The sequence below is a fragment of the Pseudomonas sp. MF5691 genome, assembly GCF_016405645.1.
Classification (GTDB): Bacteria; Pseudomonadota; Gammaproteobacteria; order Pseudomonadales; family Pseudomonadaceae; genus Aquipseudomonas; species Aquipseudomonas shahriarae.
Window position 1 is genome coordinate 15281 of the sequence record NZ_JAEKDC010000016.1, and the last position, 21236, is coordinate 36516.

21 protein-coding genes and 1 pseudogene are annotated in these 21236 nt (G+C 61.5%); 14 read left to right on the plus strand and 8 right to left on the minus strand.

All coding sequences use genetic code 11. The annotated features are described in order from the left end of the window. Positions 1 to 108 precede the first annotated feature (108 nt). Entirely contained in the window at positions 109 to 873 is a 765-nt protein-coding gene (locus tag JFT44_RS20630; protein ID WP_120734253.1) for a TOBE domain-containing protein, read from the minus strand. Between the two features lie 65 nt (positions 874 to 938). Then, positions 939 to 1676 (minus strand): ComF family protein, encoded by a 738-nt coding sequence (locus JFT44_RS20635; RefSeq protein ID WP_198831085.1) that lies wholly within the window; start codon positions 1674 to 1676, stop codon positions 939 to 941. Positions 1677 to 1768: 92 nt separating this feature from the next. Here JFT44_RS20635 and bioB point away from each other — a divergent pair, with 92 nt between their 5' ends. The 10 genes from bioB (at position 1769) to JFT44_RS20685 (ending at position 14158) form a co-directional block, all read left to right on the plus strand. Beyond that, the gene (bioB, locus tag JFT44_RS20640; protein ID WP_057440290.1) at positions 1769 to 2824 is read left to right on the plus strand and encodes a biotin synthase BioB; all 1056 of its coding nucleotides are present in this window, start codon (positions 1769 to 1771) and stop codon (positions 2822 to 2824) included. A 94-nt stretch (positions 2825 to 2918) separates the two neighbouring features. Beyond that, positions 2919 to 4097 (plus strand): 8-amino-7-oxononanoate synthase, encoded by a 1179-nt coding sequence (bioF, locus tag JFT44_RS20645; protein WP_198831086.1) that lies wholly within the window; start codon positions 2919 to 2921, stop codon positions 4095 to 4097. Then, positions 4090 to 4821 (plus strand): alpha/beta fold hydrolase, encoded by a 732-nt coding sequence (locus tag JFT44_RS20650; RefSeq protein ID WP_198800066.1) that lies wholly within the window; start codon positions 4090 to 4092, stop codon positions 4819 to 4821. The genes bioF and JFT44_RS20650 overlap by 8 nt, the downstream gene beginning before the upstream one ends. Next, the gene (gene bioC / locus JFT44_RS20655) at positions 4814 to 5626 is read left to right on the plus strand and encodes a malonyl-ACP O-methyltransferase BioC (protein ID WP_128593321.1); all 813 of its coding nucleotides are present in this window, start codon (positions 4814 to 4816) and stop codon (positions 5624 to 5626) included. Before JFT44_RS20650 ends, bioC begins: the two co-directional genes overlap by 8 nt. After that, a complete protein-coding gene (gene bioD / locus JFT44_RS20660; protein ID WP_198831087.1) occupies positions 5623 to 6303 on the plus strand; it encodes a dethiobiotin synthase in 681 nt (226 codons plus the stop codon). Before bioC ends, bioD begins: the two co-directional genes overlap by 4 nt. 105 nt (positions 6304 to 6408) lie before the next feature. Next, on the plus strand, positions 6409 to 6690 hold the full coding sequence (locus tag JFT44_RS20665; protein WP_057960810.1) for a hypothetical protein: 282 nt from the start codon (positions 6409 to 6411) through the stop codon (positions 6688 to 6690). A 378-nt stretch (positions 6691 to 7068) separates the two neighbouring features. Continuing rightward, positions 7069 to 8874 carry a phenylacyl-CoA dehydrogenase gene (locus JFT44_RS20670; protein WP_057440295.1) on the plus strand — a complete coding sequence of 602 codons (1806 nt, stop codon included), beginning with the start codon at positions 7069 to 7071 and terminating at the stop codon, positions 8872 to 8874. A 206-nt stretch (positions 8875 to 9080) separates the two neighbouring features. Further along, positions 9081 to 10373: a diguanylate cyclase gene (locus JFT44_RS20675; RefSeq protein WP_170059559.1), complete on the plus strand. Its 1293-nt coding sequence runs from the start codon at positions 9081 to 9083 to the stop codon at positions 10371 to 10373. Between the two features lie 90 nt (positions 10374 to 10463). Then, positions 10464 to 12248, plus strand: a complete 1785-nt coding sequence (locus JFT44_RS20680; RefSeq protein ID WP_120734247.1) for an acyl-CoA dehydrogenase C-terminal domain-containing protein — start codon at positions 10464 to 10466, stop codon at positions 12246 to 12248. Positions 12249 to 12379: 131 nt separating this feature from the next. Continuing rightward, positions 12380 to 14158 carry an acyl-CoA dehydrogenase C-terminal domain-containing protein gene (locus tag JFT44_RS20685; protein WP_057960807.1) on the plus strand — a complete coding sequence of 593 codons (1779 nt, stop codon included), beginning with the start codon at positions 12380 to 12382 and terminating at the stop codon, positions 14156 to 14158. Positions 14159 to 14385: 227 nt separating this feature from the next. Here the strand turns inward: JFT44_RS20685 and JFT44_RS20690 are convergent, their stop codons facing one another. Continuing rightward, positions 14386 to 15306, minus strand: a complete 921-nt coding sequence (locus tag JFT44_RS20690) for a LysR family transcriptional regulator (protein ID WP_120734245.1) — start codon at positions 15304 to 15306, stop codon at positions 14386 to 14388. 206 nt (positions 15307 to 15512) lie between these two features. Here JFT44_RS20690 and JFT44_RS20695 point away from each other — a divergent pair, with 206 nt between their 5' ends. From JFT44_RS20695 to JFT44_RS20710, 4 genes and pseudogenes are all read left to right on the plus strand, one after another. After that, positions 15513 to 16793: an aspartate aminotransferase family protein gene (locus JFT44_RS20695; RefSeq protein WP_057440297.1), complete on the plus strand. Its 1281-nt coding sequence runs from the start codon at positions 15513 to 15515 to the stop codon at positions 16791 to 16793. A 234-nt stretch (positions 16794 to 17027) separates the two neighbouring features. Then, positions 17028 to 17391: pseudogene (locus tag JFT44_RS20700) on the plus strand (type II toxin-antitoxin system RelE/ParE family toxin). Continuing rightward, the gene (locus JFT44_RS20705; RefSeq protein ID WP_057440299.1) at positions 17375 to 17695 is read left to right on the plus strand and encodes a DNA-binding transcriptional regulator; all 321 of its coding nucleotides are present in this window, start codon (positions 17375 to 17377) and stop codon (positions 17693 to 17695) included. Before JFT44_RS20700 ends, JFT44_RS20705 begins: the two are co-directional and overlap by 17 nt. Positions 17696 to 17792: 97 nt before the next feature. After that, on the plus strand, positions 17793 to 17951 hold the full coding sequence (locus JFT44_RS20710; protein WP_081044318.1) for a YqaE/Pmp3 family membrane protein: 159 nt from the start codon (positions 17793 to 17795) through the stop codon (positions 17949 to 17951). A 4-nt stretch (positions 17952 to 17955) separates the two neighbouring features. On the opposite strand, the gene pqqE is transcribed toward JFT44_RS20710, so the two are convergent. The 5 genes from pqqE to pqqA all read right to left on the minus strand — a co-directional run bounded on the left by pqqE (position 17956) and on the right by pqqA (position 21175). Next, entirely contained in the window at positions 17956 to 19086 is a 1131-nt protein-coding gene (gene pqqE / locus JFT44_RS20715) for a pyrroloquinoline quinone biosynthesis protein PqqE (protein ID WP_233098400.1), read from the minus strand. Beyond that, positions 19079 to 19354 (minus strand): pyrroloquinoline quinone biosynthesis peptide chaperone PqqD, encoded by a 276-nt coding sequence (pqqD, locus tag JFT44_RS20720; RefSeq protein WP_032858571.1) that lies wholly within the window; start codon positions 19352 to 19354, stop codon positions 19079 to 19081. Before pqqD ends, pqqE begins: the two co-directional genes overlap by 8 nt. After that, on the minus strand, positions 19351 to 20103 hold the full coding sequence (pqqC, locus tag JFT44_RS20725) for a pyrroloquinoline-quinone synthase PqqC (RefSeq protein WP_057960803.1): 753 nt from the start codon (positions 20101 to 20103) through the stop codon (positions 19351 to 19353). Before pqqC ends, pqqD begins: the two co-directional genes overlap by 4 nt. Before the next feature lie 10 nt (positions 20104 to 20113). Continuing rightward, positions 20114 to 21025: a pyrroloquinoline quinone biosynthesis protein PqqB gene (pqqB, locus tag JFT44_RS20730; protein ID WP_057440302.1), complete on the minus strand. Its 912-nt coding sequence runs from the start codon at positions 21023 to 21025 to the stop codon at positions 20114 to 20116. A gap of 75 nt (positions 21026 to 21100) precedes the next feature. Beyond that, positions 21101 to 21175, minus strand: coding sequence for a pyrroloquinoline quinone precursor peptide PqqA (gene pqqA / locus JFT44_RS20735; protein WP_003194766.1), 75 nt, complete (start codon positions 21173 to 21175; stop codon positions 21101 to 21103). Positions 21176 to 21236: the final 61 nt, after the last annotated feature.

Here is a 21236-nt window from a genome sequence, read left to right on the forward strand (position 1 = left end):
TAGGTGGCGCGTGTGCCATCGCTATCGCGGGCAAGCCCGCACAATGTTTCTGTGTACACCGCTCAAGTTTGGGAGCGGGCTTGCCCGCGATGAGGCCCTAAAGATCACCTAAACCGGCGTACCCAACAGCACATTGCTCGGCGCAAACTGCACCTGAACCTGCGTGCCTTCACCCGCCCCCAGCGCCTTGAGCTGCTCGGGCGCCGCCAGCGCACACAGCACCAAGCCATTGGGCAAGGCAATGCGCACCTCACTGGGGCCATCCTCTGCATCAAGAACCGCCTCGACCTGGCCGCCCATGCAGTTAAACCCAGGCACCGGCGCCTGGTCGGCAGCGATCAGCTCCAGCCAGCCGGCCTTGATCAATGCCACCACTTCAGTGCCGATTTCCAGCTCCAGGCGCAGCGTGCTGTCGTGGGTGATCTGTGCATCGAGGGTCAAGCCGCCGGCCAGCTCCAGGCGCACCCGGTCATTGCGACCATGGCTATCCATGGCGATCACCTGGCCATGCAATTGGTTACGCGCACTGGTGCGCAGCATCAGGCGGCCCAGCAGGTTGAAGTCGCTGGCGTCTTCGGCGGCCTCCAGCACCTGGGCCTGCAGGGTTTGCAGGCGCTGATACAGGCGCAACACCCGCTCGCCCTCTGCCGAGAGTCGCGCACCGCCGCCGCCCTTGCCGCCGACGCTACGTTCGACCAGCGGTTTCTGCGCCAGGTTGTTCAGTTCATCAATGGCATCCCACGCGGCCTTGTAACTCAAACCCGCGCTTTTCGCCGCCCGGGTGATGGAGCCCTGTTCGGCGATGTGTTGCAGCAAGGCGATGCGTTGCGGGCGACGGACAATATGTTGGCTCAACAGCGACGGTAAAGGCATGGCGAACGGCTGCACACTGATTTGGAATGCACCGGACGTTGCGGGCAGGCGGCGCCAGAGTCAAGTCATGTGCCGGGCTTGGGCGTGCGCGCCAGGCAGTACACGTCGACCTGGCGCGCACCGGCGTGTAGCAGCAGGCGGGCCAGGCTGTGGGCGGTGGCGCCGGTGGTCAGCACATCGTCCACCAGCGCCAGGTGCTGGCCGCGCACCTGTGCGTCGGGTGCCAGGGCAAACGCCTTGAGTAAGTTGCGCTGGCGTTGTTTGGCAGCCAATTGTTGCTGGGCGATGGTGTCTTGAGGGCGCAACAGCACGTGTTCATCCAAGGCCAGGTCGAGGTCTTGGCTTAGCCAGCGGGCGAGCATGGCGGCTTGGTTATAGCCGCGCTGGCGCAGGCGTTTGGCGGCCATCGGTACGGGAAGCAGGCGGTCGGGGCGGGTCAGTTCGGTGTTGTCGAAGCCGTCTTGCAGACATTGCCCCAATAGATTGGCCAACAGATGGCCCAGAGGCCATTTGCCCTGATGCTTGAAGCGGCTGATCAGGCTGTCCACCGGGAAGCTGTAGGTCCAAGGTGCGGTCACCTGATGGAACGCCGGCGGTGAGCGCTGGCATTCGCCGCAGATCAGCCCGCTCATCGGCAGCGGCAGGGCACACACGCGACAGCCGTCCGTCAGCCACGGCAGATCGAGTTCGCAGGCGTTGCACACCGTTGAGGGCGAGTCGGTGGCTTCATCACAGATCAAGCAGGTTTGATTGTTTTTTGACCAGATGTAAACTTCATGTTTGTGGCTGGGTTGACAGTGCATGAATCTTCCTTAAATATGCCGAGCATCCGTGTCGTGCCTGTGGGTATTGCCCTGCCCACAGCGCTTGCCCAAGCATAAACAAGGAATCGCCCATGAGCGCCAGCCTCACTGCCACTCTGCGTCACGACTGGTCTTTGGCCGAAGTCAAAGCCCTGTTCGTCCAGCCGTTCAATGACTTGTTGTTCCAGGCGCAGACCGTGCACCGCGCGCATTTCGATGCCAATCGGGTGCAGGTGTCGACGTTGCTGTCGATCAAAACCGGTGCCTGCCCGGAAGATTGCAAATATTGTCCGCAGTCGGGCCACTACAACACCGGCCTGGAAAAAGAAAAACTGATGGAAGTGCAGAAAGTCCTCGAAGAGGCTGCACGCGCCAAGGCCATCGGTTCGACCCGTTTCTGCATGGGCGCGGCCTGGAAGCACCCGTCGGCTAAAGACATGCCTTATGTGTTGCAGATGGTCAAAGGGGTGAAGGCCATGGGCCTGGAAACCTGCATGACCCTCGGCCGTCTCGACCAGGACCAGACCGAGGCCCTGGCCCAGGCCGGCCTCGACTACTACAACCACAACCTGGACACCTCGCCGGAGTTCTACGGCTCGATCATCACCACCCGCACCTACAGCGAGCGCCTGCAAACCCTGGCGTATGTGCGTGATTCGGGGATGAAGATCTGCTCGGGGGGCATCCTCGGCATGGGCGAATCCCTGGACGATCGCGCCAACCTGCTGATCCAACTGGCCAACCTGCCGGAGCATCCAGAGTCGGTGCCGATCAACATGCTGGTCAAGGTGGCCGGTACGCCCCTGGAAAATGCCGAGGATATCGACCCGTTCGACTTTATCCGCATGCTCGCCGTGGCGCGCATCCTGATGCCGAAATCCCACGTGCGCCTGTCCGCCGGCCGCGAGGCAATGAATGAGCAGATGCAGGCCCTGGCGTTCTTTGCCGGTGCCAACTCGATTTTCTACGGTGACAAATTGCTGACCACCGCCAACCCGCAGGCGGACAAGGACATGCAACTGTTCTCGCGTCTGGGCATCCTGCCGGAAGCCCGCGAAGAGCATGCCGATGAAGTGCACCAGGCGGCGATTGAGCAGGCGTTGGTCGAGCAGAAAAGCAGCGAGCAGTTCTACAACGCCGCCGTCTGACCCCCATCTCCCTGTTGGAGTGCAATCCAAATGTGGGAGCAGGCAAGCCAGCTCCTACAGTGGGTCGAGTCCAACCTGATCTACCGAGGCCAGCATGTCTTTCGATCTCGCCGCGCGCCTCGCTGCCCGCCGTACAGACCATCTCTATCGCCAGCGCCCACTGCTGCAAAGCCCCCAGGGGCCGCAGGTGGTGGTAGACGGCAAGCCGCTATTGGCCTTTTGCAATAACGACTACCTGGGCCTGGCCAATCATCCGCAAGTTATCGAAGCCTGGCAGGCCGGGGCTTCCCGCTGGGGCGTCGGCGGGGGGGCTTCGCACCTGGTGGTCGGCCATAGCACCCCGCATCATGAGTTGGAGGAGGCCCTGGCCGAGTTCACCGGGCGCCCGCGTGCCTTGCTGTTCACCACCGGGTATATGGCCAACCTCGGCACCGTCACCGCATTGGTGGGGCAGGGCGATACGGTGCTCGAAGACCGCCTCAATCACGCGTCCCTGCTGGATGCGGGTTTGCTCTCCGGGGCACGATTCAATCGCTATCTGCACAACGATGCGCTCAGCCTGGCCAAGCGCCTGGAAAAAGCCAGCGGCAATACCCTGGTGGTCACCGACGGTGTGTTCAGCATGGACGGCGACCTGGCGGACCTGCCGGCGCTGGCCCGCGAAACCCGGGCCAAGGGCGCCTGGCTGATGGTGGATGACGCCCATGGCTTCGGCCCGTTGGGCGCCACGGGGGGCGGGATTGTCGAGCATTTCGGCCTGAGCCAGGAGGATGTGCCGGTGTTGGTCGGCACCCTGGGCAAGGCCTTCGGCACCGCCGGGGCGTTTGTGGCTGGCAGTGAGGAACTGATCGAAAGCCTGATCCAGTTCGCCCGCCCATACATCTACACCACCAGCCAACCGCCGGCGCTGGCCTGCGCGACCCTGAAAAGTCTGGAGCTGCTGCGCAGCGAGCACTGGCGACGCGAGCATCTGTGCACGCTGATCCGTCAGTTCCGCCAGGGCGCCGAGCAGATCGGTCTGGAGCTGATGGACAGCTTCACGCCGATCCAGCCAATCATGATTGGCGACAGTGCCCGGGCGATGCGCCTGTCCCAGATGCTGCGCGAACGCGGGATCATGGTCACGGCCATCCGCCCGCCCACGGTGCCGGCCGGCAGCGCGCGCTTGCGCGTGACCTTGACCGCCGCCCACAGCGAGGCGCAGGTACGACTATTGTTAGACGCATTGGACACGTGTTTCCGTTTGTCAGGCCGGGAGTCCGACCATGCGTGATCGACTGATATTGCTCCCCGGCTGGGGCCTGGGTGTCTCGCCGCTGGAGCCTTTGGCCGCCGCCTTGCGCGGTTTGGACGAGCACCTGCGGGTAGATATCGAACCGTTGCCGGCGCTGGCGGGCAGCGACCTCGACGAATGGCTCGACGAACTTGACGCCACCTTGCCCGATAACGCCTGGCTGGGCGGCTGGTCGTTGGGCGGGATGCTCGCCTCTGAGTTGGCGGCACGGCGTGGCGAGCGCTGCTGCGGCCTGCTGACTTTGGCCAGCAATCCATGTTTTGTGGCGCATGAGGGCTGGCCCAGCGCGATGCCGGCGCAGACTTTCGATGCATTCCTGGCCGGTTGCCATGCCGACTCGCAAGTCACCCTCAAACGTTTCGGCCTGCTGTGCGCCAAGGGCACGCAAGACCCACGGGGCATTGCGCGCTTGCTGGTCAGCAGCGCGCCGGCTACCCCCTCCAGTGTGCTGATGACCGGCCTTGAACTGCTCGCGCAACTGGATACTCGCGAGGCCTTGCAGGCCTTTCGTGGCCCGCAGTTGCATCTGTTTGCCGGCCTGGATGAGTTGGTGCCCTGTGAGGCGGCTATTGAGTTGTTGAAGTTGCTGCCAGATGTCGAAGTCGGTCTGATTGAACAGGCCGGCCACGCTTTCCTACTGGACAACCCCCACGGAGTGGCGGGGGCGATCCAGGCTTTTTTGCATGAGTGCGGTGATGACTGATTTGTCCCATCCTCCACTGCCGGGCGCCTTGCCCGACAAGCGCCAGGTCGCGGCGTCGTTTTCCAGGGCGGCGGCCAGTTATGACAGCGTGGCCGCGTTGCAGCGTGATGTGGGCGGCGAACTGCTGTCCCGTCTGCCGTCAGCCTTGCTTCCCCAGCGCTGGTTGGACCTGGGGTGCGGCACCGGGTATTTCAGCCGCGCATTAAACAGTGTATTCCCCGAGGGCCAGGGCCTGGCGCTGGATATCGCCGAAGGCATGCTTAATCACGCCCGGCCATTGGGCGGTGCTGAGTACTTTATTGCCGGGGATGCCGAGCGCTTGCCGTTACAGGATGCAAGCTGCGAGTTGATCTTCTCCAGCCTGGCAGTGCAGTGGTGTGCCGATTTTGCCGCGGTGCTCAGTGAAGCCCGGCGCGTGCTGCAGCCTGGCGGTGTGCTGGCGTTTGCCAGCCTGTGCGTCGGCACCCTGGACGAACTGCGCGAAAGCTGGCGGGCGGCGGATGGGATGGTGCACGTCAATCGCTTCCGCCCGTTCAGTACTTATCAACAGCTGTGTGCGGACAGTGGCTTGCGTGTGGTCAGCCTGGAGCAACGTGCCCATGTGTTGCATTACCCGGATGTGCGCAGCCTGACCCACGAATTGAAAGCATTGGGCGCGCACAATCTGAACCCGGGGCGCCCCGGTGGCTTGACGGGCCGGGCACGGGTTGTTGCACTGGTGCAGGCCTACGAGCAGTTTCGCCAGACCCAGGGGCTGCCGGCAACCTATCAAGTCGTGTACGCCGTATTGGAGAAACCATTATGAGCGCCGCCTATTTCATCACCGGCACGGACACCGATGTCGGCAAGACCACCGTCGCCGCAGGCCTGCTGCATGCCGCACGGCAAGCGGGCAAGAGCACGGCTGCCGGCAAGCCGGTGGCCTCGGGCTGCGAAGTGACCTCCCGTGGCTTGCGCAACGTCGATGCCCTGGCCTTGCTGGCCGAGTGCTCGTTGCCGCTGGCTTATGCCGAGGTCAATCCACTGGCCTTCGAGCCCGCCATCGCGCCGCACCTGGCGGCCCGTGAAGCCGGTGTGGCGTTGACCGTGCAAGCGCTGCTCAAGCCAATGCGGCACATCCTCGATAAACACGCGGACTTCACCTTGATCGAAGGCGCAGGCGGCTGGCGCGTGCCACTGGCCGATCAGCACAACCTGTCCGACCTGGCCAAGGCCTTGGGGCTGCCGGTGATCCTAGTGGTGGGCGTGCGTCTGGGCTGCATCAATCATGCATTGTTGAGCGCCGAAGCCATCGCCCGGGACGGTTTACCGCTGGCGGGGTGGGTGGCCAATATCATCGACCCGAAGACCTCCCGTCTGGAAGAAAACCTCGCCACCTTGGCCGAACGCCTGCCGGCGCCCTGCCTGGGCCGAGTGCCAAGGCTCAAGCAGCCCACGGCCGAAGCAGTGGCCGGTTACCTGCAACTGGACTTGCTTGATTAGTTTTTCCTAGCGATAAGGCATTATGCCATTAGTGTTATTGACGGGCCTTTTGCCAGATTGTCTGCTTCAATAAGGGTTCACGATTTATTGCAAGGCAGGTTCGCCATGGAAATCTCTGGAAGCAGTGCGTTTTATTCAGGCCTGAGCACTATTCAGGCCGGGCAGAACCGCGTCGACCAGGCCGCCGGCAAAATCGCCAGTGCCGCCACCGGCCAGCCTTCGGATGCCCAGAATGATCGCTTGCAGGCGGTCAATCGCGGCCAGCCGACCGACTCGGCGAGCAATATGGTGGAACTGGCCGAAGGTAAGTTTCAGGTGGAGCTGGGCGCGAAAGTCGCCAAGGCTTCCGACGAAATGCTCGGCACGTTGATCGACACCTACGCTTGATCCCCCCCTCGCCATATGGCGGGTGCTTTTCCTGTGGCGAGCGGGCTTGCCCGCGTCGGGCTGCGCAGCAGCCCCACACCAGCAATGCAATTCATCTGATACACCGCCAGTGCCTTTCTGGGGCGCTGCGCAGCCCGACGCGGGCAAGCCCGTTCGCCACAACCGCCTGATTCTCCCATCTTCTTCTCGTTGAAACGTTGTGCGGCATCACGCTGCAGGCCTCGTCGCGCCTGGCGTTGACCTACGTCATGACAAACGGCATCCGCTGGGCGCTTGACAAGGATTGGGCGTAAACGTATGTTTCAAACAACTGTTTGACCGCTACAACAAATCCACGCGGTTGTTCATTCCAGGATTCATCAGCAGAGGTTTATCGCTATGCCTGACTACAAGGCCCCCTTGCGTGATATTCGCTTCGTTCGTGACGAACTGCTCGGCTACGAAGCGCACTATCAGAGTCTGCCGGCTTGCCAGGACGCTACCCCAGACATGGTTGACGCCATTCTCGAAGAAGGCGCCAAGTTTTGCGAGCAAGTGCTGGCCCCGTTGAACCGCGTCGGTGACATCGAAGGGTGCACCTGGAGCGAGTCAGGCGTTAAAACCCCTACTGGTTTCAAAGAAGCCTACAAGCAATTCGTCGAAGGCGGCTGGCCGAGCCTGGCCCACGACGTCGCGCACGGCGGCCAAGGCCTGCCGGAATCCCTGGGCCTGGCCGTTAGCGAGATGGTCGGTGAAGCCAACTGGTCGTGGGGCATGTACCCAGGCCTGTCCCATGGCGCGATGAACACCATTTCCGAGCACGGTACCCCCGAGCAGCAGGATGCCTACCTGACCAAACTGGTCTCGGGCGAGTGGACCGGCACCATGTGCCTGACCGAACCGCACTGCGGCACCGACCTGGGCATGCTGCGCACCAAGGCCGAGCCTCAGGCCGACGGTTCCTACAAAGTCTCCGGGACCAAGATCTTCATCTCGGCCGGTGAACACGACATGGCCGATAACATCGTCCACATCGTACTGGCCCGCCTGCCGGATGCTCCGGCTGGCACCAAAGGCATTTCGCTGTTTATCGTGCCTAAGTTCCTGCCCAACGCCGATGGTTCGGTGGGTGAGCGCAACGCGGTGTCCTGTGGTTCCCTGGAACACAAGATGGGCATCCATGGCAACGCCACCTGCGTAATGAACTTCGACGCGGCCACCGGCTACCTGATCGGCCCGGCGAACAAAGGCCTGAACTGCATGTTCACCTTTATGAACACCGCTCGTCTGGGTACCGCACTGCAAGGCCTGGCCCACGCCGAGATCGGTTTCCAGGGTGGCTTGAAATATGCGCGTGACCGTCTGCAGATGCGCTCCCTGACTGGCCCGAAAGCGCCGGACAAGGCCGCTGACCCGATCATCGTGCACCCTGATGTGCGCCGCATGCTGCTGACCATGAAAGCCTTCGCCGAAGGCAACCGTGCGATGGTGTACTTCACCGCCAAGCAAGTGGATATCGTCAAGTACGGCACCGACGACGAAGCCAAGAAACAGGCAGATGGCCTGCTGGCGTTCATGACCCCGATCGCCAAGGCGTTCATGACCGAAGTCGGTTTTGAGTCCGCCAACCACGGCGTACAGATCTACGGCGGCCACGGTTTCATCGCCGAGTGGGGCATGGAGCAGAACGTTCGCGACAGCCGCATTTCGATGCTGTACGAAGGCACCACGGGCATCCAGGCCCTGGACCTGCTCGGCCGTAAAGTGCTGATGACCCAGGGCGAAGCGCTCAAGGGCTTCACCAAGATCGTGCACAAGTTCTGCCAGGCCAACGAAGGCAACGCAGCGGTCAGCGAGTTTGTCGCACCGTTGGCTGCCCTGAACAAGGAATGGGGCGAGTTGACCATGAAGGTCGGCATGGCTGCCATGAAGGACCGTGAAGAAGTCGGTGCCGCGTCCGTGGACTACCTGATGTACTCCGGTTATGCCTGCCTGGCGTACTTCTGGGCCGAGATGGCGCGCCTGGCTGCTGAAAAACTGGCTGCCGGCACCAGCGAAGAAGGCTTCTACACCGCCAAGCTGCAGACTGCGCGCTTCTACTTCCAGCGCATCCTGCCGCGCACCCGCACCCACGTAGCCACCATGCTGTCGGGCGCCAACAACCTGATGGACATGAAAGAAGAGAACTTCGACCTGGGCTACTAAGCCCCGGCGGGTTCCCTGCCAAGCCGCCGCTCCCGAAAGAGCGGCGGCTTTTTTGTGGGCGCATGAAAAAACCTGAGTAGCGCGCTCAGGGATTGCGCCTGGCTGCCGTTACAGTGGTGGCAATGTGATACGGGTCACATTGAGTGTGCTTAACTGTGTTCAGTGAAGGCACTATGCCATCTTTTTTATGGGTCGGAGCTTTACCCTTGTCGCGCGCGTCTGCTGTACGTTTCAGTCATTTCCTACCGTCGTTGCTGTTATTGCTGGCGGGGTTGTCGGCTGCTTACGTCAAGGACCTCAACGTCTTCTTCACCTCGTTGTTCAATGTCCTGCCGACCTTGGTACTGTTGCTCGGAGGGGCCTATTGCACGGTGTACCGTCGCCAGCGTGAGCTGTTCTTGATGGTGACGGTGTATGTCGCCTACTTCCTGCTGGACACCCAGACCGATTTCTACCGCGACCATGGCCGTGTGCGCGAAGACGCCGCCGTGGTGTTCCATCTGGTGTGCCTGCTGTTGCCGATGCTGTTCAGCATTTATGCCCTGTGGCAGGAGAAAACCCACCTGTTCCGCGACTTTGTCGCACGCTGCGCGGTGCTGCTCGCCGTAGGCAGCGTGGCCCTGGGCCTGGAGCAGAGTTACCCAGGGCCGTTGCTCAACTGGCTGGCGGAAATTCGCTGGCCGGCGTTGCATGGCACGTGGATGAGCTTGATCCAACTGTCGTACCCGATGTTCCTACTGGGCTTTGTCGCACTGGCGGCCCAGTACTGGCGCGAACCGCGGCCGTTGCATGCGGCACAGCTGGTGGGATTGCTGGGGATGTTCTGGATGTTGCCGCAGACCTTTATCCTGCCGTTCACCCTGAACATCATGTGCAGCCAGGTGATGTTGATGATTGCTGCAGGTGTGTCCCACGAGGCCTATCAGATGGCCTTTCGCGATGAACTCACCGGCCTGCCCGGACGCCGCGCCCTCAACGAGCGTATGCAGCGCCTGGGGCGCAACTATGTGCTGGCGATGAGCGACGTCGACCACTTCAAGCGATTCAACGACACCCATGGCCACGACGTCGGTGACCAGGTGCTGCGGCTGGTCGCCAGCAAACTGTCGAAAGTCAGCGGCGGCGGCCGGGCCTATCGGTATGGCGGCGAAGAGTTTGCTGTGGTGTTTGCCGGCAAGACCCTGGATGAATGCCTGCCGCACCTGGAAGAAATCCGCGAGATCATTGCCAACTACCACATCAAGTTGCGTAACCCCGACAGCCGCCCCCAGGACGATCACCAGGGGCGCCAGCGCCGTTCGGGCACGGGGGCGAATAGTGTGTCGGTGACCGTGAGCATCGGCGTCGCCGAGCGCCAGGCCGAGCAGCGCACCCCCGAAGAAGTGCTCAAGTCCGCCGACCAGGCGCTGTACAACGCCAAGGGCGCCGGGCGCAACTGTGTGGTGGCGGCCGGCCAGAACCGCCGTGGCGCGGTGCGCATGCAGGGCGCTGCCGGTTGAGTGATGGTGGTGTATTCAGCGTCTGTACAGTGATTGTCCGGGGCTCCTGGCGGCAGTAGGTTTGAGTCATCTGCCGCCGGAGACATCACCATGCCTGCCTATAAAGCTCCCCTGCGCGATATGCGCTTTCTGATTGATCACGTGTTTGATTTCCCCGCTCACTACGCTGCTTTGGGCGCCACCGAGGCCAGCCCGGACATGGTCAGCGCAATCCTCGAAGAAGGTGCGAGGTTCTGCGAGAACGTGCTGGCGCCGTTGAACCGTCCGGGGGACGAAGAGGGCTGCCATTTCGACAATGGCGTGGTGACCACACCCAAAGGTTTCAAGGAAGCGTTCGCGCAATACGTCGAAGGCGGCTGGCACGGCCTGGCGGCGGATCCGGCCTACGGCGGGCAGGGCTTGCCGTCTTCCCTGGGCTTGGTGCTCAGCGAGATGATCGGCTCCAGCAACACCTCCTGGGGCATGTACCCCGGCCTGACCCACGGCGCCATGTCGGCGATCCACGCCCATGGCACTCAAGAGCAGAAAGACACCTACCTGACCAAGCTCACCGCCGGCCAGTGGACGGGCACCATGTGCCTGACCGAAGCCCACTGCGGCACTGACCTTGGCATCATCAAGACCCGCGCTGTGCCCCAGGCCAATGGCAGCTACGCGGTGACCGGCAGCAAGATCTTCATCTCGGCCGGCGAGCACGACATGAGTGAAAACATCATCCACCTGGTGTTGGCCAAGTTGCCGGATGCGCCTGCTGGCACCAAGGGTATTTCGCTGTTTATCGTGCCCAAGTTCCTCGCCGATAGCGGGGCGCGTAATGGTGTCAGTTGCGGCTCCATCGAGCACAAGATGGGGATCAAGGCTTCGGCCACCTGCGTGCTGAATTTCGATGGTGCCGAGGGCTATCTGATCGGCGAGGCCAACAAAGGCCTCAATTGCATGTTCACCATGATGAACCATGCGCGCCTGGGCACCGGCATGCAGGGGCTGTGCCTGGGTGAAGCGAGCTTCCAGGGCGCGATCAAGTACGCCAACGACCGCCTGCAGATGCGCGCCCTGACCGGCGCCAAGGTCCCGGACAAACCGGCGGACCCGATCATCGTGCATCCCGATGTGCGGCGCATGTTGCTGACCATGAAAGCCTTCAATGAAGGCAACCGCGCCCTGACGTACTTCACCGCGCAACTGCTGGACACCGCACACCTGAGCGACGACCCGCAGCAACGCCAGGAAGCCGAGGATTTGCTGGCGTTCCTCACCCCGATCTGCAAAGCCTTTATGACCGAGACCGGCCTGGAAGTGACCAACCATGGCATGCAGGTGTTCGGCGGCCACGGTTTTATCCGCGAGTGGGGCATGGAACAGTTGGTGCGCGATTGTCGCATCGCGCCGATCTATGAAGGCACCAACGGCATCCAGGCCCTGGATTTGCTGGGGCGCAAGGTGCTGGGCAGCCAGGGCAAGTTGCTGCGCGGCTTTACCAAGATTGTGCATAAGTTCTGTGCGGCGAATGCCGAGCACCCGCAACTCAAGGCCCAGGTTGCACAGCTCAACGAGCTGAACCAGCAATGGGGCGAGTTGACCACCAAGGTCGGCATGGCCGCGATGAAAAACCCTGATGAAGTCGGCGCCGCCGCCCTGGATTATTTGATGTACAGCGGTTACATCATCCATGCCTACCTGTGGTTGCGCATGGCCCTGGTGGCCCAGGCGCAATTGGACGCGGGCAGTGGCGATGGGGATTACGCCCGGGGCAAGCTGGTGACCTGTGAGTTTTATTTCAAGCGCCTGTTGCCGCGCACCAGTGCCCATCGTGCGGCGGTGGAGGCGGGCAGTGATTGCCTGATGAGTTTGCCCGCCGAATTGTTCGCCTTATAACTGTTGGCGTGACTGTAAAATACCAATTGGTCACAAGCAGACCCTATGTGTCACAAAAGTTGTTCGGTTACACTCTGGGTCTGTGAAACCGATCCTACCGAATCACTTTTAACGTTCTCACGAGGTTTGCCATGGCTGACTACAAAGCGCCGCTGCGCGATATGCGCTTCGTCCTCAACGAAGTATTCGAGGTTGCCAAGCTGTGGGCGCAATTGCCGGCCCTGGCCGAGACCGTGGATGCTGAAACCGTCGAGGCGATCCTTGAGGAGGCCGGTAAAGTCACCGCCAAGACCATCGCCCCGTTGAGCCGGAATGGCGACGAGGAAGGTTGCCGCTGGGACAACGGCGTGGTCACCACCCCGGCCGGGTTCCCCGAGGCCTACAAGACCTACGCCGAAGGCGGCTGGGTGGGCGTTGGTGGCGATCCTGCCTACGGCGGCATGGGCATGCCCAAGGCGGTCTCGGCCCAGGTCGAAGAGATGATCAACTCCTCGGGCCTGGCGTTTGGCCTGTACCCGATGCTGACGTCCGGCGCCTGCGTGTCGATCAACACCCACGCCAGTGACGAACTGAAAGCCACTTATCTGCCGAATATGTACTCGGGTGTGTGGGCCGGCTCCATGTGCCTGACCGAGCCCCATGCCGGTACCGACCTGGGGATTATTCGTACCAAGGCCGAGCCGCAGGCGGACGGTTCCTACAAGGTCAGCGGCACCAAGATCTTTATCACCGGTGGCGAACACGACCTCACCGAAAACATCATCCACCTGGTGCTGGCCAAGCTGCCGGACGCCCCGGCCGGGCCGAAGGGCATCTCGTTGTTCCTGGTGCCCAAGTTCATGGTCAATGCCGATGGCAGCCTGGGCGCGCGCAACCCGGTGACCTGTGGCTCGATCGAGCACAAGATGGGGATCCAGGCCTCCGCGACCTGTGTAATGAACTTCGACGAAGCCGTTGGCTACCTGGTTGGCGAGCCGAACCGTGGCCTGGCGGCGATGTTCACCATGATGAACTATGAGCGCCTGGGTGTCGGTATCCAGGGCCTGGCGACCGGCGAGCGCTCTTACCAGAACGCGGTCGAATATGCGCGTGACCGCCTGCAAAGCCGCTCGCCGACAGGCCCCAAGGCCAAGGACAAGATCGCCGACCCGATCATCAACCACCCTGACGTGCGTCGCATGTTGCTGACCATGAAGGCCGCGAACGAAGGCGGCCGGGCGTTCTCCACTTACGTGGCGATGCAACTGGACACCGCCAAGTTCAGCGAAGACGCCGCGACCCGCAAGCGCGCAGATGACCTGGTGGCGCTGCTGACCCCGGTTTCCAAGGCGTTCCTCACCGACCTGGGCCTGGAAACCACCGTGCACGGCCAGCAGATTTTCGGCGGTCATGGCTATATTCGCGAGTGGGGTCAGGAGCAGTTGGTGCGGGATGTGCGCATCACTCAGATCTACGAAGGCACCAACGGCATCCAGGCGCTGGACTTGATGGGGCGCAAGATCGTTGGCAGCGGCGGGGCGTTCTACACCCTGTTTGCCGATGAGATCCGCCATTTCATCGCCACTGCCAACAGTGACCTGGCCGAGTTCATTCAGCCGCTGAGTGCTGCGGTGGACGAACTCGACACCTTGACTGCCTGGGTCCTGGACCGCGCCAAGAGCAACCCGAATGAAATCGGTGCGGCCTCGGTGGAGTATCTGCACGCCTTTGGCTACATGGCCTACGCCTACATGTGGGCGCTGATGGCCAAGGCCGCCTTGGGCAAAGAGGCCGAGGAGGACTTCTACGCCAGCAAACTGGGGACGGCGCGCTTCTACTTTGCCCGCCTGCTGCCGCGTATCCACTCTTTGAGTGCTTCGGTGAAGGCCGGCAGTGAATCGCTGTTCCTGCTGGACGAAGCGCAGTTCTAAGCCGAAGAGGGCGTGTAAGCATTCTCTTACATGACGTGCTGCTAATCGTCCTCTATCGCCAGATTGGATCCACAGCTAATCTACTTCACATGGACGTCGCGCAGGAAGCGCAAAGCAACAACAGGGACACGTAGGATTCTGCCAGGATGGCGGAGTGAAATGGATGTCAGGGAAACAGTCTGCAAAGCCCCGCTTCGGCGGGGTTTTCTTATTGCCCGCGAAAAAGTTCAGGCCAGCCCGTCTACCGTGGCCGTCGGCCCATGTGGACCATTCATCACGTCTTCGAGCAAGGTGCGCAGCAATGCCAACGTTGCCTGCTGACGTTGTACATCCCGGCACACCAACCCCACCTTCAGCGGCACCCGTGGCTCACTCAAGGGCTTCCATAGCAGCGCCTGGCTGGTGTGTTCGTCCTGTGATCGGCCGGGCAGTACCGTCGCCAGTTTGGTATGGGGCAGGCTGTCGAGAATCCCCACCATAGTGTTCAGCTCGGCTTGCACCTGTGGTCGACGCCCCAGGTTCGCCAGTTGCGCTTGCCAGATCTGCCTGACCTGGAACTCTTCGCCCAACAACAGCATGGGCAACTCCGCCGCCTGCTTGAGGGAGACCTTCTTGAATTCACGCAAGGGATGGTCGGCCGGGATGACCACTTTCAGTTCATCTTCATACAGCAGCACACCGTGCAAACCGGGCTGGCGTGCCGGCAGGTAGCTGATGCCAATGTCCAGCGAGCCATTGAGCAGGCGGCGTTCGATCTCAAGGCCCGTCAGCTCGTAGATCTGCACCACCAGGTGCGGCTGGGCCTTGCGTACCCGCTCCAGCATCTGCGGCACCAGGCTGGTATGCACGGTTTGCAGCACGCCGATGGCCAGGGTGCGCAGCGCCTGGCCCTTGAAATGCCGCAGGGCCTCGACGGCTTGCTGCATACCATCGAGCAGCGGCAGGGCGTGGTTGTACAAGGTGTGGGCGGCCAGGGTTGGCAACAGGCGCTTGCTGCTGCGTTCGAACAGGCTCACATCCAGGTGCTGCTCCAACTGGCGGATCTGCTGCGACAGCGCCGGCTGGGAGATCGACAGGCGCTCGGCAGCCCGGCCTACATGGCCCTCTTCGTACACCGCGACGAAATAACGCAGTTGCTTGAAATCCATAAGTAACGCTTATCGAAAAAGCTGGAAAATCGAAATGGCTGTACGCCCCCAAGGCGCCTAGTCTAGCGCCTATTCACAAGGCTTACAGGGCCAGAAAGCGCGATGAATACCGTTTACAGCGATGGTGTTTACATAGGCAAGGCAAAAAACGACTTGCCGGGCTTCCGTCAATCGAGGGTTGCCAACAGCCTGCGGGGTGTGCAGGCATGAATCTGTTCAACCTGCGCCGCCCGGCACCGAGTCTGGATGACCTGTTACTGGACGCGAAAAAACCGATGCTGCGCGATGAGCTTTCCAGCCAATCCCTGATGCCCACCGTGGCCCGTCCGCCACAGGTTTTCGTACGCGGCCAGGGCTCCTGGCTGTGGGACAGCGAAGACCGTGCCTACCTGGACTTTACCCAGGGCGGCGCAGCCAACAGTCTCGGCCATAGCCCCTCGGTACTGGTGCGTGCGCTGGCTGACCAGGCGCAAGCGCTGATCAACCCTGGCATCGGGCTGCACAACCGCAGCCAACTGAACCTGGTGGACCGCCTGTGCCACAGCACCGGTAGCGACCAGGCCTACCTGCTCAACAGCGGTGCAGAAGCCTGCGAAGCGGCCATCAAGTTGGCGCGCAAGTGGGGCCAACTGCATCGTGGCGGCGCCTACCGCATCATCACCGCCAGCAACGCTTGCCACGGCCGCAGCCTGGCGACACTGGCGGCCTCGGCAGGTGCTGGCGACAATCGTTTCGAGCCGCAACTGCCGGGCTTCTGCCACGTACCGTTCAACGATCTGCCGGCCTTGCATGCCGCCGTTGATGCGCAAACCGTGGCGATCATGCTGGAGCCGATCCAGAGCGACGCCGGCGTCGTTCCGGCCACCGAGCATTACCTCAAGGGGGTGGAGCGGCTGTGCCGGGAGCTGGGGATCCTGCTGATCCTCGACGAAGTGCAGACCGGGATCGGGCGTTGCGGCACCTTGCTGGCGGAACAGCGCTACGGTGTGCGCGCCGATATCGTCGCCCTGGGTAAAGGCCTTGGGGGCGGAGTGCCATTGGCGGCGTTGCTGGCCCGTGGCAAAGCCTGTTGTTTTGAACTGGGTGAGCTCGAAGGCACCCACCACGGCAATGCGCTGATGGCTGCGGCCGGCGTCGCCGTGCTCGATAGCGTGTTGGGGCACGGCTTCCTCGAACACGTACGTGATACCGCGCAGTACCTGGGCGAAGGCCTGGCCCGTGTTGCTCACCGCTATGGACAGGGCGAACTGCGAGGCCAGGGCCTGTTGTGGGGCCTGACCTTGTCGGATGATTCGGCAGATGCCGTGGTAAAGGCGGCACTGTATGAAGGCTTGATCCTCAATGCCCCACAACCCGACTGCCTGCGCTTTACCCCGGCGCTGACGCTAAGCAAGAGCAATATTGACGAAATGCTGCTGCGTCTGGCCCGCGCGTTTTCCCGCGTGCACACCGCCCAACTGCAATGCCGCAAGGGCATCGCTGTTTAACCCTTATTCCTGAACCGTCTCGCGTTATACGCGGCGCCTCCAGCCTGATTTTTTTGGCTGGGGGCGTTTTTTTTTGTGTCATTTTTGGATTGAAAAGGAGGCTTGAGATCCGTCGAAAAAAATGGCTTTTTTGCAGGCGCCGGCAGGGAGTGCCGGTAGGGTGCAGAGATTTTTGTGTGTGCCCTGTTTCTAATATCTACCACTGGGTGGTATGTTTGTGGGGAAGGGATGCCTATGAAGCTCAGACTGTTCAAAAGCCGGCATTTTGCTGATGCCGCGAGCAAAGCCTGGATCTGCGATTCGGAATTGGGGGAGGCATTTGGCGAGATGCTCAGGGGCCAGGCGGATAACTTGGGCGGTGGAGTCTGGAAGAAACGCCTCAATCACAACCGGCATCGTTCCATCGTTTTGGCAAAGGGCAGGCATTACTGGGTTTATCAGTTTCTGTTCGCCAAGCAAGATCAAAGCAATATCAGCCACAAGGAATTGGCTGGGTTTAGGGCATTGGCAAAGGCCTAAAGGCTTAAACGAAATACAGATCCAGCAATTACTGGATCTCAGGGAGTTTGTGGAGATAGATCATGCGCAAAAAATATGAAACTGAAGCGCTGGAGTCCATTCACCAATCGGCCAGCGCGCTGCATTCGATTGGCGCCATCAGCAAGACCACCCTTCGGCAGTTCGATGAGCTATGCATTGCACCTGTGCCGGCGCAGATACCTGCGGCCCAGATCAAGCAGCTGCGCGAACGTAGCCATGTCAGCCAGCCGGTGTTCGCCCGCTACCTGAACACCAGTGCCTCGACAGTCAAGCAATGGGAATCCGGCGAGAAGCAACCCAGTGGTATGGCGCTCAAGCTATTGAGCATTGTGCAAAAGCACGGGTTGGACATCCTCGCCTGAGGAGGATGGCCCGGTGCCAGATTCCACTGAACCCTCACGCGCGGCCAGGGTCGATTAGCTGTACGGCTCACACGAGCCGATTTTTTGGAGCTGACCCATGGACTTCATTCGTATCATCATCGCCATTCTGTTGCCGCCCTTGGGTGTGTTCCTGCAAGTGGGCTTCGCCGGCGCATTCTGGCTGAATCTCCTGTTGACCCTGTGCGGCTACATCCCAGGTATCGTGCATGCGGTGTACATCATCGCCAAGCGCTGAGCCGTCAGCCTTTGGCGATCAGCCGTGAGTTTCGCTCATTGCGAAAAGCCAATTGCTCGATGGTCTGCGTGGCGTGCTCGGCTTCGAGGCGGGCATTAAGGATGATGTCGTGATCGGCAGACTTGCTGCACACCGGGTCGGCGTTGCTGGCGTCACCGGTCAGCATGAACGCCTGGCAGCGGCAGCCGCCGAAGTCCTTTTCTTTCTCGTCGCACGAGCGGCACGGCTCGGGCATCCAGTCGTAGCCGCGAAAGCGGTTGAAGCCAAACGAGTCGTACCAGATGTGCTGCATGCTGTGGTCGCGCACATTGGGAAACTGTACCGGCATCTGTCGGGCGCCATGACAAGGTAGGGCGGTGCCGTCTGGCGTTACTGTCAGAAAGATACTGCCCCAGCCATTCATGCAGGCCTTCGGGCGTTCTTCGTAGTAGTCCGGTGTGACAAAGATCAGCTTGCACGGATGACCTTGCGCTTCCAGCTTGGCGCGGTATTCGTTGGTGATGCGCTCGGCGCGGGTCAGTTGTTCCTGGGTAGGTAGCAGGCCGACGCGGTTGAGCTGGGCCCAGCCATAGAACTGGCAGGTGGCAAGCTCGACAAAGTCCGCCTCAAGGGCGATACACAGCTCGATGATGCGGTCGATCTTGTCGATATTGTGTCGATGAGTGACGAAGTTCAGCACCATCGGATAACCATGGGCTTTCACTGCCCGGGCCATTTCCAGCTTCTGCGCGAAGGCCTTTCTGGAGCCAGCCAGCAGGTTGTTCACCTGTTCGTCGCTGGCCTGGAAGCTGATCTGGATATGGTCCAGGCCGGCCTTTTTGAAGTCGCTGATCTTCTGCTCGGTCAGGCCGATGCCGGAGGTGATCAGGTTGGTATAGAACCCCAGCTTGCGGGCTTCACTGATCAGCTCGGCGAGGTCCTGGCGCACCAGCGGCTCACCTCCGGAAAACCCCAATTGCGCCGCTCCCATTTCCCGGGCCTCGCGAAACACCTTGATCCATTGTTCGGTGCTCAACTCCTTGCCCTGCTCGGCGAAGTCCAGCGGGTTGGAGCAATACGGGCATTGCAGCGGGCAGCGATAGGTCAGCTCGGCGAGCAACCAGAGCGGCAGGCCAATCTCGGGCTTGTCAGGCAAGTTCGATCCAGTGCTCTGCACGTGCGACCTCCATGAATTGCTCGATGTCTTCACCGAGTTCGGGCACGCCGGGGAATTGCTGCTCCAGCTCGCCAATGATGGCCGCCACACTGCGCTCACCGTCGATCAAGCCACCAATCAACGCCGCACTGTCGTTGAGCTTGATCATGCCTTCGGGGTACAGCAACACATGGCCCTTTTGCGCCGGCTCGTACTGGTAGCGATAACCCTGGCGCCACGTCGGTTTTTTGCTGCGGTCGAAACTCATAGGGTGATCCCTTTATGCCAGACCCGCTGCGCGGTCACGCTGTGATAGGGCGGGCGGTTCAGTTCGTAGGCCATGCTCATGGCATCGAGCATGCTCCAAAGGATGTCCAGTTTGAACTGGAGAATCTCCAGCATCCGCTCCTGGCCGGCGCGGGTGGTGTAGTGCGTAAGCGTGATCGCCAGCCCGTGTTCGACATCGCGCCGGGCCTGGCCCAGGCGGGTGCGGAAGTATTCGTAGCCGGCAGGGTCGATCCACGGGTAATGCTGGGGCCAGCTATCGAGGCGCGATTGGTGGATCTGCGGGGCGAACAGCTCGGTCAGCGAGCTGCTGGCGGCTTCCTGCCAACTGGCCCGGCGGGCGAAATTGACGTAGGCATCCACGGCAAAGCGCACGCCGGGCAGCACCAGTTCCTGGGAGCGCAGTTGATCCGGGTCCAGGCCCACTGCCTGGCCCAGGCGCAGCCAGGCTTCGATGCCGCCGTCTTCGCCGGGGGCGCCGTCATGGTCGAGCAAACGCTGGATCCACTCGCGGCGGATTTCCCGGTCCGGGCAGTTGGCCAGGATCGCGGCGTCCTTCAGTGGGATATTCACCTGGTAGTAGAAGCGGTTGGCGACCCAGCCCTGGATCTGCTCGCGGGTGGCCCGGCCTTCATACATCGCCACGTGGTAGGGATGGTGGATATGGTAGAAGGCACCCTTGGCCCGCAAGGCCTGTTCAAACTCGGCGGGGTTCAGCGGTGTATCGGTCATTGGGGCTCTCCTACAGTTCAATGCTCATGCCGTCGTAGGCTACTTCTACATTGCGCCGGGCCAACTCGGCGCGCTCGGGCGAGTCTTCGTCGAGGATCGGGTTGGTGTTGTTGATGTGGATAAGCACCTTGCGCTGCTGGGGCAGTTGCTCCAGGACCTCTAGCATGCCGCCGGGGCCGTTCTGGGCCAGGTGGCCCATTTCGCGGCCGGTGCGGGTGCCGACGCCACGGCGCTGCATTTCATCGTCATCCCACATCGTGCCGTCCACCAGCAGGCAGTCGCTGCCGGCCATGATTTCCAGTAGCGGCGCGTCCACTTTGCCCAGGCCCGGGGCATAGAACAGTTTGCCGCCGGTGCGCAGGTCTTCGACGATCAGGCCGATATTGTCACCGGGGTGCGGGTCGAACCGATGGGGCGAGTAGGGCGGTGCGGCACTGCGCAGGGGCAGTGGGGTGAAGCGCAGGTTGGGGCAGGCGGGAATGGTGAAGCTGGCATCCAGCTCGATGCGCTGCCAATCCAGGCCGCCATTCCAGTGGGTCAGCATGGTGAATAGCGGGAAACCGGTGCTCAGGTCTTCATGGACCATGTCGGTACACCACACCTGGTGCGGGCAGCCTTCGCGCAAGCTGAGCAGGCCGGTGGTGTGGTCGATCTGGCTGTCCATCAAGATGATTGCGCTGATCCCGGTATCACGCAGTGCGCGGCCCGGTTGCATCGGTGCAAAGCCCTGCAATTGGGCGCGGATATCCGGCGAAGCGTTGCACAGCACCCAGTTCACGCCGTCATCGGAGAGGGCGATGGACGATTGGGTGCGCGCCTGGGCCCGCAGGCTGCCGTCGCGAAAGCCGGCGCAGTTCACACAGTTACAGTTCCACTGCGGGAAGCCACCACCGGCGGCTGAACCTAGAATCTGGACAAACATCGCCGCTCCTTCACACAAGACTCAAAATAAAAACGCCCCGGCGAGCCGAGGCGTTGCATTGCAATACAAAAGCAATCAGCGGCTGGCGAAGTACATGGTGACTTCAAAACCGATACGCAGATCAGTGTAAGCAGGTTTGGACCAAGTCATATTCATACTCCTACGAAGGGATGTGACGTTTACTACCAAGTAATACATATAGTCCACCTCC

Coding starts and splice junctions, on each gene's coding strand:
- JFT44_RS20665 (WP_057960810.1), top strand. CDS start 6,409: ATGGAAATCTCTGGAAGCAGTGCGTTTTATTCAGGCCTGAGCACTATT.
- bioF (WP_198831086.1), top strand. CDS start 2,919: ATGTCTTTCGATCTCGCCGCGCGCCTCGCTGCCCGCCGTACAGACCAT.
- JFT44_RS20710 (WP_081044318.1), top strand. CDS start 17,793: ATGGACTTCATTCGTATCATCATCGCCATTCTGTTGCCGCCCTTGGGT.
- JFT44_RS20635 (WP_198831085.1), bottom strand. CDS start 1,676: ATGCACTGTCAACCCAGCCACAAACATGAAGTTTACATCTGGTCAAAA.
- JFT44_RS20670 (WP_057440295.1), top strand. CDS start 7,069: ATGCCTGACTACAAGGCCCCCTTGCGTGATATTCGCTTCGTTCGTGAC.
- JFT44_RS20705 (WP_057440299.1), top strand. CDS start 17,375: ATGCGCAAAAAATATGAAACTGAAGCGCTGGAGTCCATTCACCAATCG.
- JFT44_RS20690 (WP_120734245.1), bottom strand. CDS start 15,306: ATGGATTTCAAGCAACTGCGTTATTTCGTCGCGGTGTACGAAGAGGGC.
- pqqC (WP_057960803.1), bottom strand. CDS start 20,103: ATGACCGATACACCGCTGAACCCCGCCGAGTTTGAACAGGCCTTGCGG.
- JFT44_RS20695 (WP_057440297.1), top strand. CDS start 15,513: ATGAATCTGTTCAACCTGCGCCGCCCGGCACCGAGTCTGGATGACCTG.
- JFT44_RS20630 (WP_120734253.1), bottom strand. CDS start 873: ATGCCTTTACCGTCGCTGTTGAGCCAACATATTGTCCGTCGCCCGCAA.
- JFT44_RS20680 (WP_120734247.1), top strand. CDS start 10,464: ATGCCTGCCTATAAAGCTCCCCTGCGCGATATGCGCTTTCTGATTGAT.
- pqqD (WP_032858571.1), bottom strand. CDS start 19,354: ATGAGTTTCGACCGCAGCAAAAAACCGACGTGGCGCCAGGGTTATCGC.
- bioD (WP_198831087.1), top strand. CDS start 5,623: ATGAGCGCCGCCTATTTCATCACCGGCACGGACACCGATGTCGGCAAG.
- JFT44_RS20685 (WP_057960807.1), top strand. CDS start 12,380: ATGGCTGACTACAAAGCGCCGCTGCGCGATATGCGCTTCGTCCTCAAC.
- pqqB (WP_057440302.1), bottom strand. CDS start 21,025: ATGTTTGTCCAGATTCTAGGTTCAGCCGCCGGTGGTGGCTTCCCGCAG.
- bioC (WP_128593321.1), top strand. CDS start 4,814: ATGACTGATTTGTCCCATCCTCCACTGCCGGGCGCCTTGCCCGACAAG.
- JFT44_RS20650 (WP_198800066.1), top strand. CDS start 4,090: ATGCGTGATCGACTGATATTGCTCCCCGGCTGGGGCCTGGGTGTCTCG.
- bioB (WP_057440290.1), top strand. CDS start 1,769: ATGAGCGCCAGCCTCACTGCCACTCTGCGTCACGACTGGTCTTTGGCC.